Genomic DNA, 17097 nt, shown 5'->3' on the forward strand with positions numbered 1-17097 from the left:
ACTTTATTTCGATTACAGCCATTCGATATTTACGCTTACAGCCGGTAATGCGGTACCTAGAATGGACAGCCTGTTGGCGGTCGGACGGACAAAGGCTCCACGGGAGAAATAGACCGAAAAGGCATTCTTCCGTGCGTAGACATTGTAGATGCTTAGCGTCCAGCTCGTACGTACGCGGCGGTCCTTGCGGTAACCCTGACCGATGGTATACGAAACATCCAGCCGGTGGTAGTCCGGAATCCGGTACTGGTTGCGTTCGGAATAGACCTGTACGACCTGTCCGTCAGGCAGTTTGTAAATCCCGATCGGTGCATTATTAGGTCTGCCGGTGCCGTAGTTGAAGTTGAAGGTAAAGGTATTCCGCTGGTTCGGCTGGTAGTTCAGGACCAGGGTTGCGTCATGTGGCTTGTCGAAATTACTGGGGTACCAGTTCCCTTTATTGATGCCGTCGATCTGCCGCAGTGACTTGGAATAGGTGTAGCTCAACCAGCCGTTCCACTCACCGCGGTTCTTTTTAATACTGACCTCAGCGCCGTAAGCCCGGCCGACACCATTCAGGATCTCGGTTTCCAGGTGCGCATTGGTATTCAATTCGGCGAAGTCTTTGTAATCAAAGAGCTGATCCACAAAGCGGCCATAGACCTCCAGGGATGTTTCCCAGGCGTTGTTCTTGAAATTATGGAAGTATCCCAGGGAGACATTATGAGAACGCACCGGTTTGATGTAGGTGGTGCTCAGCTGCCACTGGCTGTTGGGGGTAGGGGAGTCCGAGTTAAATATCTGATTGATAAATTGTCCGGTGCGGCTGTAGCCGGCTTTGACGGAGCTGGCTTCGCTGACTTTCAACCGGAAAGAAAGACGGGGCTCCAGGCTGGTATAATCCACAATGCTGCCTCCGCTGTAGTACGTGGAGTCCACCAGGCTTAATAAACTGGGGTGCTCCGGATCGGAGTATTCGAAGACTGTCTTGGGTCCAAGGAAGTTGTAGTAAGCAAATCGCAATCCACCGGATATCAGGATATTTGGCGTTGCGGACCATTCACCATTAACGAATACGGCAGATTCCAATCCTTTTTCTGGCTCCAGTTTTTTCGACACGATCTCAGATTCATCGCCGTAGGGTGCACGCGTACTCGGGTCAACCTTATACAGTATGCTTTCCAGACCGGCATCGATCTGCAGCTGGCGGTTAGCTACGTAAGATACCTGTGCCCTGCCTTTTTGATAGGCAATTCGATTGGTCAGTTCTGCGCCGTCCAGTCCTCCCAGATCAAACTGTGAGCTGTAATAGTCGCTGTTGACATAGGCCAGTTTGGTGAATACCTTATCACTGAGGATGGATCTGAAGATCACCTGGCCCATCTTGGTACCGTAGTCAAAACCAAATTCATTGTTGTAGAAGAATTCGTCCTGGGTGCCATAAGCAGAAGCGATGAGGGTGTTGCGCGCTCCGATTTTAGCCGTCAGCCGCACATTACCATCGTAAAAGAAAGTGGTGGTGTTGTGGATATTGGGCTGCTTGATGGTTTTCAGCAACCAGTTGACGTAAGAGGAACGAATCCCGGCGAGGATCGAAATTTTGTCTTTTACAATTGGTGTTTCGAGGCTCAGGCGGGAAGATATCGGACCTATGCTGGCCTTACCCTTAAATTGTTCCATGCTTCCGTCGCGCATGGTCACATCGAGGACCGAAGCGATGCGGCCGCCATACGTTGCAGGCATGTTACCCTTGTACAGCTCGACACTGCTGATCAGATTACTGTTGAATGTCGAGAAAAAGCCCAACGCATGGGATGAATTAAACAGGAAACCTTCATCCTGGACGATCAGGTTTTGATCGACATCTCCTCCTCGTACATTAAAGCCCAGGGTACCCTCTCCTACGGACGTTACTCCAGGAAACAACAGCAGGTTTTTGATCACATCGGCTTCCCCCATGATGGTTGGCACCCGTTCTATATTTTTAACATCGAGCCGGGCGATTCCCACCTGCACTTCAGCCACACTGGCGTCGGCAGCCTGGGCCCGTACGGTGACTTCATCCAGCTGGATGGCAGATTTAGCCATATTGATGGTCAGTTCTCCGGAATTGTACACTGTGAGTGACGCCTTGTATTCGTCGTAACCGATGTATTGGATCACCAGGATGTGATTGCCTACCGGTACCTCCAGATCAAAGGATCCGTCTACCTCTGTGGCCGTACCGGTACCCAGATCTTCCAGTTTCACGGTGGCGCCAATGATCGGCTCATTGGTTTCTGCATCATTGATTATACCTTGAAATCGTGCTTTACCGGAAGGGTTTATCGAGCTGGCCACACCAAGTTGCAGTTGGTTTTCCTTATTTTCCTCATCCAGTGCTTTTTGTTGTAAGTCTTGCAAAGCCTGGTAATAGTTGATGGAATAATTTTCATTAATGACGGTCTTGGGCATGATGATGTATGAATCGCCGCGATACTCCAGGAAACCGAGGAGGGTGTTTCCCAGCAGATCATTGAGCGCCTCTTCGACTGTGACACCACTCAGCTCACGGCTGTAGGACTGATCAGGCAGGTCTGCCAATTTGTAATAAAAGTGTACCGGAGCTTGTGCCTCAATCTTAACAAAGATATCCGGTAGTGACTCGTTGGTAGCCTGCACGTCAATGCGAACTGGTGTGGTCTGGGCAGTTAATCCTGTAGCAATGCATAGGAATACCATTAGGGATGCCCAAAGTGTGGTCCATTTCATAGGTACAAATAGGTGAAAACAAACTAAATCTTAGCTTTCCAGCTATTCAAAGATAAAAAAAATGGTTTCAAAAGGCCTTAAATATGCCTGATTCGCAGCACCGGTACAATACTCATAAACCGGGATTTTCAATGGTCAGGACCGGCTCACGTCCGTTTTCTTTATCCTGTTGTAAAACGATCATAAGCCTCGTTTTATCCAGCATTGAGGCCAGTTCCTCACCCAACCGGTGCATTTGATCATCTTCTGGTCACTGGAACCCTTTACGGTAATATCTTACTCCAGTGAATCAACACCGGTAGGTACCCTGTGTCCCGGGGATCAATCCTGAGCTCCGTTATTTGATACGGGATTCATCGTATTTTGTCATTCATTAAATGGAAATACCGTGCTTCAGTCACCATATGCCGGCACCAATTTTATGGCTTATTCCTGGCGGAAATTTAAGCAGCATGCGTTATTGCATGGATTAAATCTGGCGGGCACAGCGCTGGCTTTCAGTGCGCTTTTATTGCTGTTCAGTTATTTGTATCAATCGTATACGTTTGAATATTTTCACCAGAACCGGGCACGCATTTTCAGACCTACCTACCTGACAAAATCGCCTGTGTTCACTTCCCAATGGGCCCGCATACCGGTGGATTACATCAATGCATTACCGGATGAGATACCGGAAGTGGAAAAATTGATCCGCTTCCAGAATCAGGAGCAAAAATATGTCCGGGTAGGAGACAAGCGCTTTAAGCCGGCCCATGCTTACGTGACCGATGCGGAGGTATTTCAGGTGTTTACCTTTCCTTTCCTGGCCGGTGATCCGGCAACCGCCCTGGTGAATCCCCATTCGGTAGTGCTTACGGCACAGGAAGCTTTGCGCTATTTCGGCACGGTGGATGCGCTGGGTAAACAAATCCAGGTTTCAGGTGACTGGAATCCAGAAGAGATTGACTATACGGTCACCGGAATCATGCAGGACCTGCCGGCCAATACGCACTTGCCAGTCACGGAGTTTTTATCATTTGATAATCCGGAAGAGCGGTCCGGCTGGGCTTACGTTTATATCTTATTGGCAGAACATGCTTCGATTCAGCAAGTGGAAGCCAAGATGGCAGACTTTGTCTCCAGTCATGTGGAAAAGGATGCAACCCATAAAGAGGAGTTTGTTTTTCAGCCTTTGCGTACTATTCATCTGCAATCCCATCTGGCCCGAGAAATTGTTCCCAACGGTTCGAGCATCTACCTCAGTATTTTCTGGTCGGTGGGTCTGTTTATCTGGCTGATCCTGATGGTCAACTTTTCCAATTTTAACCTGGCCATGACGTTGTCCCGGATCAGGGAAACCGGAGTCCGCAAGGTTCTGGGTGCCAGCGGGGGGCAACTGATGTGGCAACGATTTCTGAGCATCTTGCTGCAGACGGCCATCTGTGGGCTGCTGGCATGGGCAGTGGCCACTATTCTTGAGCCGGAACTGAACCGGATGACCGGATATTACCAACTGGCACCCCCAGTGATCTTACTGTCTTTTCTCTCCGGATTGATACTGGTGACCGCATTATTGACATCTTTATTGCCTGTCGTATTATCCCAATCTGTCCCCGTCATTCAGGCTATCCGGCACGGTTTAAAGCCAACGCAACCAGGTAAGTTTAATCTTCGGAAAGTCTTGATCACCATCCAGTTCAGCGCAGCCACCATCCTGGTGGCCACCACCCTGATCGCTTACCGTCAGTACCAGTTTATCCGGCATACCCAACTGGGATTGCAACCGGAACAGGTTCTGGCCATTTCCAATCTGCCGGATGCAGTGGTTGGGAAATACAGCGTGTACCGGGACCGGCTTCTTGGGCTACCCGGAGTCCTGGGAGTGAGTGCCTGTATGCAGGTGCCATCAGAAGAGATCAGGGATAGCGGACCGGTGATGCTGAAGGGGACCAATCAGGAGCCGGACCAGGCGCCGCACATGGATATCCAGATTGTCGACGGTTCTTTTTTCCAGATGATGGATATGCAATTTCTGGCCGGTGACGACCACTTGATGCGAGGTCCTCTGGACCCATATCCGGAGTTTAATGCCGAACTTACCCCCGCCAGGTACCTGGCTGAAAAGAGACGTTATTATGTAATCAATGAGACTGCGATGCGCCAACTGGGGATCAAAGATGCAACAGATGCCCTGGGCCGGGAGATTAATTTTTCCATCGGCGGCTTTGACCTGGCCTATGGCCCCATCACGGGTGTGATCCGGGATTACCACCAGGAATCGCTGCGCAATAAAATCGACCCTCTGGTTATCGTGGTCGAACCGATCTGGCTGAAGACTTTCCTCGTAAAGATCCGGCCCGACCAGTTGGATCAGACCATCAGTGCAATTGAGTCCACCTGGAATGATTTATTTCCTTATGCCCTGGAGTTCCATTTCCTCGATGACCTGTTTGAACGTCTTTACCGGGAGGACCGGCTCCAGATCATACTGCTGGGATTATTGGCGATTCTGACCCTGGTTATCAGCTTTTTAGGATCGGTGAGCCTGCTGATCTATACCCTCCAGCGCCGCCAGAAAGAATTGGCCATTCGACGTGTGATCGGTGCCCGACAGGTTCAACTGTATGGTATGATCAGCCGGGAATATATGATGCTTCTGGGGCTGGCGGTCTTCCTGGGCATGCCGGTCAGCTGGTATGTAGGACGGCAGTGGCTGAACCATTTTGCCTACCGTACCAGTATCAGCCCCTGGGTTTACCTGCTTACCCTGGCGTTAACCATGAGCATTTTGTTGCTGTTGGTGTGGGTGGTGAGTTACCGGACTACCCGTCGCAATCCGGTAGCTTTTTTACATGAAGATGGTTGACGATCACTGGTTCCTGACTGCCCCGGCCAGAAGCATGGTGTTCGTAATCTCATGCGCCCAGTGTTCCAGGTCGATACCAAGTTTGCTGCGGTTGGTCCGGATCACCTGATCGGCCAGATCGCCGGGGATTTTATGGAAACCTGCAAAGGCGCCGAGTATGGCACCGGTGACCGCACCTACGGTATCATTGTCACGACCATAATTGATGACAAATTCCAGTGATTGGCGGAAATCAAAGTCACAAACCAGCATAGCGGTAAGATTGATGAGGTGAATTTCACCGGCATGGAACGGAAAATCCTCTTTCAGGCGATCCAGGCTGGCAAAGGCCTGCTTCCACCGTTCTTCAACAGGCAATGCTTTCACCTGATCTGCAATACCCAGCGCTTCCCGGTAAATGCGGTAACTGCTGCGGCCGACCAGACGGCTGGCAAAATAATGATGCGGGTCGATATCCCGCAATGTCCGTAGGATCTTCGTGGGGGTAGATTGCTCTGCCATGGCTGCCGCGACCATGGCAGCAGTCAGTCCAGTGATGTCACGGGCATATCCCAGATCAAAGAGGGCCAGCTTATAGGCTGCCTGATATGCTTGTTCCGGAGCACCGGGATATAAGGCACCTACCATGGGTGCATACAGCATGCCGGCGCAGACCATTTCCCCTCCATAGAAGCGGTGCAGGTTCTCCTCATAACCCTGCCAATCATGGTCCGCATAAGGTTTGGCTACCTGTGCCCATTCCTGAAGCCAACTGATCCGTCGCATCTGACTTTCGATGGGTGCCGGATCAAAGCTTTTAGTCTCCCTGAGCCCGGATAATTCTTTGGTGTACTGATCGACAAGATATTGTGCGAAATGCACCGGTTCCGGACCTTGCGATGCGTAAAATTCACCGGGCTTATCCAGAAAATAATCCGCCATTAAAATTTTCCAGCGCGTATCATCGGTGGTGCCGCCGGCAGGAAGATTGAAGGCCCACGTACCTTCCGGGGAAGGCTCACGCACCATGTCATCCAACGAATCGACAAAACCATATTCGGTGCGGATCTGATCCCGCGACCACATTTCGGTCGGGGCTCCCATGGCATCCCCGATGGCTGAACCGACCAGGGCTCCCAGGACTTTATCGTAGAGCTGATCGGAAGTCATGGACGAATAGGGCAGGTTGACCATGGATATCGTATCCGGGATGGGTTCAAACAAAGGAGCTTTTGATTCTACCGGACGACAACCGGCAATTGCGAGGATCACGAAGACAATGGACCAGAAATATACTTTCATCAATTGGCATTTAAGGTGCCCTGTAGAATGGATCGTATTGCTGTCTGAATAAGGGATGCTTTTTCCTGGATGCTCCATCGCAAGGGCAACTGGGCAACTCCCAGCAACCGGCGCAGGACTTCCGTACCGCAGAACCCGGCGATGAGCTGTTCATCCAGATTGCGCTGTTTCTGGCAGTTCTCAAGGATCGCATCCCTGTGGCGAACCGGCTGCCCGGACAACAGCAGATGCGCTATCAGAACTCCGAGGTCAAATTCTGCAAAGCCCCTAAAACTAAATTCCGGGTCGATGATACGGATACCGCTGTCTGTTTTCAGCCAGCTTCCCGGGAAAAAATCACCATGGATCAGGATTTCTCCTTCAGTCAGATAGATCTGTCCAAGAGCCTGGATTTTTTCTTTCAAATCCTGATGGTGTTTTACCGGGTCAGCCAGGGCCTGTAGTCCTGGTTGGATGGCATCCAGGTCGAAATGATTTTTCGGATCAAATGGAAACCGGAAGATGTGTTCGTGATTAAGTACCCGCATACTTTGATTCCAGGGATAGGAAGACTCCTGGACCTGGTGCAGAGTTTTCAGATAGTGGACCAATGCCTGCACTTCTGTGCCGGACAGAGTTCCGGATTGGTACAGAAAACTGTAATCGCTGGCCGGACCCAGATCTGACAGGATCAGAATATTATTCGCATTATCCTCGAATAATAAATCCGGTGAAAATGACGACAGCTGGCGGAATTTCTGGGTGAGTTTAAAATAGCGGGCTTCGACGGCATTACGTTCGACAGGGGCTGATATCGAGGGATATTTTTCGACCCAGGGCCGCGCCTGCTTGATGATGAATGAACGGATGTTGGTGGTGATGCGCAGAACATAATTCATGTTCCCTTCTCCTGGTTTTTCAGCCTTCAATACCAATTCCCTGGGGTCCAGGAAGAAGTGTTCCCGCAGGTAGATTTCGAGGCTTTCCAGATCCCTAGTCAGGTAATATTTGCCGGGTAGCGCTTCCGCATAGCGTGTTTCCAGTTCATTCATGTTCTATCCCAAAGTTTCTCGGTGCAAAAATACAGAAAAAGTAGACTGGATGCGGTATGGGAGGGGTTCAGGCTTACATGGCAATATAATCTGGATACATTCTCGATTATCCGCTAACGGATGATTTTGGTCATTCCGACCTGCATTGATCGATGATAAAATGGAAATGTATTTTAATTGCTTGAAATCAATTCACATTTATGATGACAAACTATAAATGGTTAAAAACGGATTGTAATTGGTCATTTAATGTCATTGGAATAATTTGCGATAAAGGAGCACCGTGCTGGGTCTATTGAATTAACAGTGAAAACTTCCTATATTAATTGTAGATACTCAATATTTCCATGCACCCGAAAACTTTTTACTCATGAGAATGGTGTTAATGCTTTTGGTGATCGTATCCTGTTTGGCCTGTTCTAATCGCGGGGTAATTTCGGATTCTGCTGATCAGGTATGGTTAGAAGACCAGGCTTATCAACTCAATAACGGTGGACAGTTAGGAGCCTACATCGTAGCCATGCTGAACCGTCAGGAAATCATTGTCGACCAGGCCAGGACAGAGACCACTGCTGACGAAGAAGGGCATCAATACCGTGCCGTGGTGAGAACATATATGCAGAATGGCACCTTGCAGTCGGTCATCATTCCGATTGAAAAGACGGACCCTACCCGATGGGTCGGAGAATGCGCCATGTTCTGCGATTGTGCAGGTGATTGCTCATCCTGTGTCATCCGCGTCATTGAAAAATGCCGGCAACTTTCCGGGGTTTGCACGTCAGGAAAAGGTGGCGCTGACATAGGAGTGGTTGTCAAGGATGGCAAGCCTTAATGGATACCTGAAATTTCCTTTAGGCAACCTTTCAGGCTTTCTTCCCAGGAAGGTATTGGCAGTTGAAACGTCTCCTTAAATCTAGTCTTATCCAGCACCGAATAAGGTGGTCGCACAGCCGGAGTCGGATATTCGGATGTCGGGATTGGGTGTACAACAACATCGAGGTGCGCTTCCCGGAAGATGGCTTTGGCAAATTCATACCAGCTGCACACGCCTTCATTGCTGTAATTGTAGATACCGGAATATTTTGATAAATCACCCGGATTTTCCTCCAGGATTTGCAGCACAGCTTGTGCGAGGTCCCGGGCCCAGGTAGGGCTCCCGATCTGGTCATCGACAACACGCAGTTCACGCCGCTCTTTACCCAACCGGAGCATGGTTTTTACAAAGTTATGTCCAAAGGCAGAATAAACCCAGGAGGTCCGGAAGATCAGACTCTCCGGCAATATCTTACTGATTGCCTGTTCACCGGCCAGTTTACTCCGGGCATAGACACTATGCGGCTGTAGCGGGTCCTCTTCACGCAAAGGTTGGTTCAGACCATTGTGGTAGACGTAATCGGTCGAAAAGTGGATCAGAAAAATGTCCTTTGCCGCACAGATCCCTGCTAATTGTCCGGGAGCTTCGGCATTGATGAGAAAGGCTAGCTCCGGCTCGGATTCCGCGCGATCCACCGCCGTATAGGCTGCAGCATTGATGATGACCTGCGGTGCCAGATCGCGGATCGTCTTCTCTAATTCTTCGGTATGGCTGAGGTCCAGTTCGGAACGGTTAAAGAAGTGGGGTTCCCAATTCCATGCCTGTAGTTCATGGAGATAGCGGAACTCACGTCCAACCTGGCCGCCGGCGCCCAGTATCATTACCCGTGGTCTAGGCATAGCGGTGTTTTCCAAAAGGCGGCAGGATCTGATCCTTTTCGGATAAGGTGATTTTATCTTCCGGAACCAACCAGTCTATGTTTAATTCCGGATCCCCGTAATGAATACCCCCTTCGGCTTGTCTCGAATAAAAGGCATCGCATTTATAGCTGAAAATGGCGGTTTCACTCAGAACCACATAGCCATGGGCAAAGCCTTTGGGGACCAGCAGCTGGCGTTTGTTTTCAGCGCTCAGCCGCACTGCAACGTGCCTGCCGTAAGTGGATGATCCGGGCCTGATATCTACGGCCACATCCAGCACCTCCCCCTGGATGACCCGCACCAGCTTGGTTTGGGACGCTTCTCCGATCTGGTAGTGCAATCCTCGTAAGACACCATATTCGGACTGTGCTTCGTTGTCCTGGCAAAAGTCGAATTGCAGTCCCTGATGATCCAGTGTCTGACGGTTGTAGCTTTCGAAGAAATAGCCGCGATGATCTGCGAAGACCCGTGGCTCCAGGATCAATACACCGGGAATATCGGTTTCGATGACTTGCATAGCCCTATTTTTCGCGGAAATAGATGGCAACCGGGACGCCGGTAAAGTTGTACCGTTTGCGCAGTTGATTTTCCAGGTAATTCTTATACGAACCTTTCACGGCAGCCGGGTAATTGCAAAAAAAGGCGAATGCGGGGTAGGCTAGAGGCAATTGGTTGCCGTATTTGATCTTGACAAATTTTCCCCGGTGGGAAGGAGGCGGATGCGCCGTGGTGACTTCCTCCAGCCAGGTGTTCAGTTCCGGTGTGCGGATCTTTTGATTGCGTCGCTCGTACACATCCATAGCGACTTCGATGGCTTTGAAAATGCGGGTTTTTTCTGTGGCTGATATAAAGACTACCGGCACGTCATTGAAGGGCGCCAGCTTTTGCTTGATGCGGTCCTCCACTTCTTTTGCGGTATTGGTTTCTTTCTCGACGAGATCCCATTTATTGACCAGGATGACCACCCCTTTCCGTCTTCTTACGGCGAGCTGAAAGATCTGCATATCCTGGGCTTCGATCCCGGTCTCCGCATCGATCATCAAAAGGCACACATCCGCTTCCTCAACGGCGCGGATGGCCCGGATCACGGAATAAAACTCCAGGTCCTCGTGCACCTTGCCCTTCTTGCGCAGACCGGCCGTATCGATCAGCAGGAATTCTTTGCCGAATTGGTTGTAATGCGAGTGGATGGAGTCACGGGTGGTACCGGCGATTTCGGTAACAATATTGCGCTCGAAGCCAAGCAGGGCATTCGTCAGTGAAGATTTACCCACATTGGGTTGACCAATGATGGCAAAGCGGGGAAGTGTTTCTTCTTCCTCAGTTTCTTCCTGAAATTCAATGCGCTCGGCGATGGCATCCAGGATCTCACCGGTACCCGATCCGGAGATGGCTGAGAGGAAAAAGGTATTCTCGAACCCCAGACTGTAGAATTCATTGGCGGCTAAAAGCCGGTTTGGATTGTCAGCCTTGTTTACAATCACGAACACATCCTTATCGGTCTTGCGCAGCATACGGGCAACCTCTTCATCCAGGTCGGTGATGCCAGTGGTCACATCAACCATAAACAGGATGATGTTGGCCTCATCAATGGCGATCTTGACCTGGTTGCGGATGGCTTTTTCAAAGACATCATCCGACCCATGGACAAAGCCACCGGTGTCGATCACGGTAAAGGTCTTGCCGTTCCACTCACAGGAACCGTATTTGCGATCCCGGGTGACGCCGCTGATGTCGTCAATGATGGCCTCCTGCTCTCCGATCAGGCGGTTGTATAAAGTTGATTTTCCTACGTTTGGTCTGCCTACGATGGCGACGATTTGAGCCATTTGGGTTCAAGTCTGGTCCAGCGCAAAGATATTCAATAAAAGTTAAGCGATGGAGTGGATACGGGATTCCCCGGCGGATTGAAGGGTGATCATCAAGTTTTCGCATTCATTGGTTGATCGCAAATAAAAAAAGCCAGTAGAAAAAGTTTTCCTACTGGCCTTGGCATCACGGGGGGTATGGTGATACCCGGTTATCTTTTTATAAACTTGGCCTGGGCCGCATATTGGTTGCCCTGGACATTGATGACATAAAATCCGGGTGCCATACTGGCTGGAAGATCCAACCGCAACACATTGTCATGATTCTGGACTTGTTGCTGCAGGTGCTGTCTGCCCTGCAAGTCGGTCACCATCAGGACCACGGGTCCCTGGACGGCTTCCGGGATACGTACCTGGATCTGACTGCTGGCCGGGTTCGGGAACAACTCAAGGCTGTTCTGTACCAGCGCATCCGGTTGGGTGGCTGTCGTGGACTGTTCGACTCTAAAGACTTCATAGGGGATGTGCTGCAGGTCTGTGTTCCGACGGATGACTTCAGAAAGACGGGTCGATTTGATGGCCGCTTTCTCATCCACACTAAGGACCGGATCGTTCTCATAGTAAAAACGGTCACCATCACGCAGATCCATAAACTGCTGCTTGATGATGTACATGGCGGTAGGGCCAAACATGGCGTCGGTCATGTGATCTTCGGCCAGCATACCTACCCAGGGATCCAGTTTGCTGATGTCTCCATACATTTCTTTCATGCTCTGCACCATGGATGCGTCGGTGGTGATCTGTTCAAAGGAAGCATAGGTCGACATTCCGAATGCAGCACGAACGCTGTTAAAGTCCGGTAATCCACGATCGCGACCACGTTCAAGGTTAATGGATACCAGGTCCAGGCCACCGGCTCCCGGAGGTCCAAACAGGAAGTTGCGCAGGTCATCGATGACCTTGCAATCCAGGTGTTGCTGTACCACGGTGGACATTCCCGAGAAATAAGACTCGATACCAACCTGCTGGTTGATGGCGCTGGGATTAAAGAAAGCATCCCGGAGTTCGATATTGCCTTCGGGGATGTATTCGAAATCATCATTCATCCGCACCAACGTCTTATTGATGGTGGTGTGTCCGTAGCGGAAGGCAGCAGCAGAGAAGACATTCATGATCTGTGGGTTTACGTCTTCTTTATATCCGGTGTAGGGAGTGACCTGCATGCCCAGCGTTGGGAGCCATTCTTCGTATACGATGGCCTGTATGATGCCGCTGACCATTTTACGGGCATACTGATACAGCTGTTCATCATTCCAGTCAGGATGTTTTGCTGCCAACTCGTCGCACTGACGGTTGTGCTCACGGACAAAAAGAGTATGGATGGAGGAGAGGAATGGATTTTCATTGGCCCGGGGGTCGCCCGCTACAAAGTAGGTATTGACACCAGGAAATGGCATATCCATGGCGGGAGCTATATAGGTTTCACCTCCGTCGATTTCGCCATTTTTCGTGTTGTAAGGTAACAGGTTCCCCGCCGAAGTCCTCAGTTTTCCCTTTAAGTAGGTCCGGAGCCACTTGGCCCGGTGCTCGTCGGATCCATAGACCCCTGAACCATCGATGTAAGCTGTGATGGCATTGACCGGTACCCGGGGATTATCGATGCTGGTGCCCGTGGCAGGATCAAAAGCCGACCTCTTGATGGAAATAGACATCTGACCGGTGCCATTGGGGTCGAACCACTTGTCGAAGGCCGGAATGGCGATGGGCAGGACTTCGTCGTGAACATCCTTAACCAGGGTTATGTCGTGATCGATAAATTGTCCCCATCCCCAGTTGAAGGCGGAAAGGTTGCGCGTATCATTGATATCACCGGTCTGGGAAAAGAGCGCATTGCTGATCATCCTTGGATTTGGGCGGTCATCACCGGAAGGTGTCGAGATGCCATCCCCATAAGCCAGAGGTACCTGGATATTAAGTTGTGATCCTACCGATCCCCAATCCCGGTGTTTCGGATTGTTGTACGATCCGTCGATAGACCGGTTGGTGTTTTGAGCACTCATGAAGGGTAATAAAAACAGTGATAGTATAGAAACGTGTAGAATTCGGTTCATAGAATTACATTGTACATTAAAACCAGGAAGGATCGATTGGATCCTTTCCATTTAGAAATGCCTTCGTTCCCAGTTTGGCGCCATAAATGTAATTGAATTGGAGATTTTAATACATTTCGATTCTTTGATTTGTTACCAGAATGTTCAAAATCATCGCTCAACGGTAATATTGGTCACAAAGCTCAGGCTTGATTAAAATTGTATATATGAGTGCATTGAACCCGGATCAGTTGATTGATTTGCTGGCTTTCGGCCAGGGCAGACGTGATGAAGCACCTAATATTGCGCTGGCCCGGCAGTTGGCGGCTGCTGAAGATGCCATTGCGATAGAGAGGCTGGCGCAATTACTGCACCACAAGAAGGCTGATATCAGGAGTGATGCCATCAAAGTGCTTTACGAAATAGGTGAGCTCAAACCTCATCTGCTTCAGCCACACCTTTCATTATTCCTGGAAATCCTGTCTGAGAAGAACAACCGGCTGCAATGGGGAGCCATGACCGCATTGCGCACCCTGACGCCGGACAATCCTGAGATGATCTATGCTAATCTGCCGGCCATTCTGGTCGCAGCCGGCCAGGGATCGGTGATCACACGTGATCAGGCAGTGATGATATTGATCGTATTGGCAGGTATTGAGAAATTTCATCAGGATGCGATGGCGCTTATCCTGGAACAATTAACGGCTGCTCCGGAAAATCAGCTGCCCATGTATGCCGAACGATGCATGCCGGTCCTGCAGAAAGCAGATTACCAGGAGTTCATCCAGGTACTCGCCATACGGCTGCCTGGGATGGAATCTGTTACCAAAAAGAAACGGGTGGAAAAGGTGATCAGTCAGGCACGTAAAAGGATGAACGGTAAATAACAAGTGCTGAGTTTTACACGCGGATTCAGGCAGGTACGCTTAACCCTGGTGACGGAACCGGGGATGATATTTGACGAGGGTCTCCCGCAAAAATTCACGGTCTAAGTGGGTATAGATCTCAGTAGTCGTGATGGACTCATGTCCCAGCATGTCCTGGACGGCACGCAGGTCTGCTCCCCCTTCTACAAGATGGGTGGCGAAAGAATGTCGAAAGGTGTGCGGACTGACAGATTTACTGATACCCGCGTCCATCACCGTATCCTTGATGATCATAAAGACCATCTCCCGGCTGAGCTTGCCGCCGCGCCGGTTGAGAAAGACAATATCCTCACAACCCTTTTTTACCGGCCCGTGCTGGCGGTAGTGGATCAGATAGTCCTGGATGTATTTTAAGGCATCGCTGCCAATGGGCACGATACGCTCCTTATTGTTTTTGCCGATCACTTTTACAAAACGAACCTCCGGAAACAGATTGGAGAGACGTAGGTTGACCAGCTCACTGACGCGCAATCCGCTGGCATACAGGGTCTCCAGCATAGCCCGGTTGCGCATGCCGTGTGAAGTGGAAATGTCGATGCTGTTGAGGATGCGGTTGATTTCATTCACCGAAAGTACATCCGGGATCTTACGGCTGAGCTTAGGGCCTTCCAGCAGTTCAGTCGGGTCAACATCCAGTGCGTCTTCCATCATCAGGTATTTGTAAAATGCCCGGATACCTGAGATCAGTCGCGCCTGAGAGCGACGGCTCAACCCCTGACTGCCCTCTTCAATGATGAAAGCTTCGAACTGATGGGGTTGCATTTGCACCGGACCGACGGGCGGATTTTGTGTCGTGGCATAATTGCCCAGCTTGCGGACATCGCGCAAATATGCGGCGATACTGTGGACTGAAAGCGACCGCTCCAATCGCAGGTAAGCTTTGAATCCCAGCAGTGCGCTGTTCCAATCCATAGTCGAATTACTATCTTTGTGGTCTGACTATGCCGGCCTGCCGGCCTACACCGAAAAAACCGAACCATGCAAATATACAGATTATATAAAGGTTATTTATTATGCATTATAATTTGTATATCAACAAGTATGTTGGCGCAGACCTATCAGCAGGTGCGCCCTTCGAATGAAAGCCCTTACCATACGATCCTGACCCATTTGTATTTCTTGCAGCGGGACTCGTACGAGCCGGCCCAGACACGCATCGCTTTTCCTGCTGACCTGGACAGTACAACAGCTGTCACCAAAGCCTTACAGATCAAGAGTATCCTGGATGCCAAAGGACTTTTTGTACAGCTGAACAAGATCTCACAGAATCCTAATTATACCGACAGCCTGACCGGACAGAGTACCTATACACTCTTCCCCGGTGAGCTGCCGCAGATTTATCTGGTGAAGGAAAATAACGGATGGGTGTATTCACCGGCTACCCTGGATGCCTTACCATCCCTGATGAAAAAAACCTTTCCGTTCGGGACAGACTTTCTGGTTAAATTATTCCCATACAAGTCATCGGCCAGTTTCTTAGGGCTGTACCTGTGGCAATATTTCGGGATATTATTGATCCTGGTGGCGTCTGGATTATGTTACTGGCTCCTCAGCCGCCTGTTTAAGTTATTGCTCCACACAGGTTTTCGTGACATCATCAGCAAGTGGAAGATCAGCGATAAGCACACCTGGCAGATAGCCCGGATCATCAGTTGGCTGGTGACCTTGTCCCTGATCGACTGGTTTGTTCCCGTACTGAAATTACCGGTAGAAGCCTCCAAGTTTGTCATTGCGGCCCTGCGCATCGCCGGTAGCTTTATGCTGGCAGTTTTGGTATGGCGTATTTTTGATGTTATTATACGACACCTGCGGGATGCCGCCACCCAGACCACCAGTAAACTGGATGACCAGTTCATCCCGATCATCGACCGGATCATCAAGATCATCCTGGTTTTGGTAGCTGCAATTTACATCTTGAACCAGCTGGATGTCAATGTTACAGCCCTCATCGCTGGAATATCCATTGGTGGTCTGGCACTTGCACTCGCCGCCCAGGATACCGTCAAAAACTTCCTGGGGTCACTGATGATCTTTATGGATCACCCATTCCAGATCGGAGACTTTGTCGAAATCGACGGCAAAACGGGTACCATTGAAGAAGTCGGATTCCGCTCTACCCGGATACGCACGGTCGATACCTCCCTGATCACCGTACCCAATGGGAACATTGCAAATTTGAGCATCAACAACATGGGTATCCGCCCCAGGCGCATGTTACAAATGCAGGTAGGGGTCACCTACGATACACCGCCCAGATACATCGAAGCCTTTGTGGCTGGGATGCGCGACATTGTCACCACCCATCCCAAATTAGCGGACGAACCCAATTATGTACACCTGTATCAATTTGATACTTCATCCATCAACATTCTCTTCCGCGCTTACATAGAGACGGCTATCTACGCCGAAGAGCTGGCCATCCGGGAAGAAGTCCTGCTGGCAATCATGCACCTCGCCGAATCCATTGGCGTCCGTTTTGCCTTCCCCTCATCAACCATCTACATCGAAGACATGCCGGGCCAGCTATCCAAAACGCCCGTCCACAATCAGTCCAAAGAAGACCTGATGCAGGCCAAGGAAGCCTGGCTGGTACAATGGCGGGCCGGGATAAAGACTGGGGATAATGGGGATTAAACACTAAGAAATGTAGTA

12 protein-coding genes are annotated in these 17097 nt (G+C 50.2%); 4 read left to right on the forward strand and 8 right to left on the reverse strand.

Annotated features, from left to right (window positions below):
* Window positions 1-12: 12 nt before the first annotated feature.
* Window positions 13-2730 carry a TonB-dependent receptor gene (locus H6570_17540; protein MCB9321091.1) on the reverse strand — a complete coding sequence of 906 codons (2718 nt, stop codon included), beginning with the start codon at window positions 2728-2730 and terminating at the stop codon, window positions 13-15.
* A 388-nt stretch (window positions 2731-3118) separates the two neighbouring features.
* Here H6570_17540 and H6570_17545 point away from each other — a divergent pair, with 388 nt between their 5' ends.
* Window positions 3119-5575, forward strand: coding sequence for an ABC transporter permease (locus H6570_17545; protein MCB9321092.1), 2457 nt, complete (start codon window positions 3119-3121; stop codon window positions 5573-5575).
* Window positions 5576-5578: 3 nt separating this feature from the next.
* Here H6570_17545 and H6570_17550 read toward each other — a convergent pair whose 3' ends face one another.
* Entirely contained in the window at window positions 5579-6856 is a 1278-nt protein-coding gene (locus H6570_17550) for an ADP-ribosylglycohydrolase family protein (protein MCB9321093.1), read from the reverse strand.
* Window positions 6856-7887 carry a phosphotransferase gene (locus H6570_17555; GenBank protein MCB9321094.1) on the reverse strand — a complete coding sequence of 344 codons (1032 nt, stop codon included), beginning with the start codon at window positions 7885-7887 and terminating at the stop codon, window positions 6856-6858. The genes H6570_17550 and H6570_17555 overlap by 1 nt, the downstream gene beginning before the upstream one ends.
* A gap of 370 nt (window positions 7888-8257) precedes the next feature.
* On the opposite strand from H6570_17555, the gene H6570_17560 reads away from it, so the two are divergent.
* Window positions 8258-8719: a hypothetical protein gene (locus tag H6570_17560; GenBank protein MCB9321095.1), complete on the forward strand. Its 462-nt coding sequence runs from the start codon at window positions 8258-8260 to the stop codon at window positions 8717-8719.
* Here H6570_17560 and rfbD read toward each other — a convergent pair.
* From rfbD to H6570_17580, 4 genes are all read right to left on the reverse strand, one after another.
* Window positions 8716-9600: a dTDP-4-dehydrorhamnose reductase gene (rfbD, locus tag H6570_17565; GenBank protein MCB9321096.1), complete on the reverse strand. Its 885-nt coding sequence runs from the start codon at window positions 9598-9600 to the stop codon at window positions 8716-8718. The genes H6570_17560 and rfbD overlap by 4 nt on opposite strands.
* On the reverse strand, window positions 9593-10138 hold the full coding sequence (gene rfbC / locus H6570_17570) for a dTDP-4-dehydrorhamnose 3,5-epimerase (GenBank protein MCB9321097.1): 546 nt from the start codon (window positions 10136-10138) through the stop codon (window positions 9593-9595). The genes rfbD and rfbC overlap by 8 nt, the downstream gene beginning before the upstream one ends.
* A gap of 4 nt (window positions 10139-10142) precedes the next feature.
* Window positions 10143-11450, reverse strand: a complete 1308-nt coding sequence (gene der, locus H6570_17575; GenBank protein ID MCB9321098.1) for a ribosome biogenesis GTPase Der — start codon at window positions 11448-11450, stop codon at window positions 10143-10145.
* Window positions 11451-11641: 191 nt separating this feature from the next.
* Entirely contained in the window at window positions 11642-13540 is a 1899-nt protein-coding gene (locus H6570_17580; protein ID MCB9321099.1) for a T9SS type A sorting domain-containing protein, read from the reverse strand.
* A 206-nt stretch (window positions 13541-13746) separates the two neighbouring features.
* Between H6570_17580 and H6570_17585 the strand changes: the two genes are divergently transcribed.
* Window positions 13747-14406 carry a hypothetical protein gene (locus H6570_17585; protein MCB9321100.1) on the forward strand — a complete coding sequence of 220 codons (660 nt, stop codon included), beginning with the start codon at window positions 13747-13749 and terminating at the stop codon, window positions 14404-14406.
* A 39-nt stretch (window positions 14407-14445) separates the two neighbouring features.
* On the opposite strand, the gene xerD is transcribed toward H6570_17585, so the two are convergent.
* A complete protein-coding gene (xerD, locus tag H6570_17590; protein ID MCB9321101.1) occupies window positions 14446-15357 on the reverse strand; it encodes a site-specific tyrosine recombinase XerD in 912 nt (303 codons plus the stop codon).
* Window positions 15358-15486: 129 nt separating this feature from the next.
* Here xerD and H6570_17595 point away from each other — a divergent pair, with 129 nt between their 5' ends.
* Window positions 15487-17079: a mechanosensitive ion channel family protein gene (locus tag H6570_17595; GenBank protein ID MCB9321102.1), complete on the forward strand. Its 1593-nt coding sequence runs from the start codon at window positions 15487-15489 to the stop codon at window positions 17077-17079.
* Window positions 17080-17097 lie beyond the last annotated feature (18 nt).

This window comes from Lewinellaceae bacterium, assembly GCA_020636135.1.
In the GTDB taxonomy this organism is placed as follows: Bacteria; Bacteroidota; Bacteroidia; order Chitinophagales; family Saprospiraceae; genus JAGQXC01.

Bases quoted from the DNA above. Each gene is read 5' to 3' on its own strand.
- H6570_17585 (MCB9321100.1), top strand. From the start codon at position 13,747: ATGAGTGCATTGAACCCGGATCAGTTGATTGATTTGCTGGCTTTCGGC.
- rfbD (MCB9321096.1), bottom strand. From the start codon at position 9,600: ATGCCTAGACCACGGGTAATGATACTGGGCGCCGGCGGCCAGGTTGGA.
- H6570_17555 (MCB9321094.1), bottom strand. From the start codon at position 7,887: ATGAATGAACTGGAAACACGCTATGCGGAAGCGCTACCCGGCAAATAT.
- xerD (MCB9321101.1), bottom strand. From the start codon at position 15,357: ATGGATTGGAACAGCGCACTGCTGGGATTCAAAGCTTACCTGCGATTG.
- H6570_17550 (MCB9321093.1), bottom strand. From the start codon at position 6,856: ATGAAAGTATATTTCTGGTCCATTGTCTTCGTGATCCTCGCAATTGCC.
- H6570_17595 (MCB9321102.1), top strand. From the start codon at position 15,487: ATGTTGGCGCAGACCTATCAGCAGGTGCGCCCTTCGAATGAAAGCCCT.
- H6570_17580 (MCB9321099.1), bottom strand. From the start codon at position 13,540: ATGAACCGAATTCTACACGTTTCTATACTATCACTGTTTTTATTACCC.
- rfbC (MCB9321097.1), bottom strand. From the start codon at position 10,138: ATGCAAGTCATCGAAACCGATATTCCCGGTGTATTGATCCTGGAGCCA.
- der (MCB9321098.1), bottom strand. From the start codon at position 11,450: ATGGCTCAAATCGTCGCCATCGTAGGCAGACCAAACGTAGGAAAATCA.
- H6570_17560 (MCB9321095.1), top strand. From the start codon at position 8,258: ATGAGAATGGTGTTAATGCTTTTGGTGATCGTATCCTGTTTGGCCTGT.
- H6570_17540 (MCB9321091.1), bottom strand. From the start codon at position 2,730: ATGAAATGGACCACACTTTGGGCATCCCTAATGGTATTCCTATGCATT.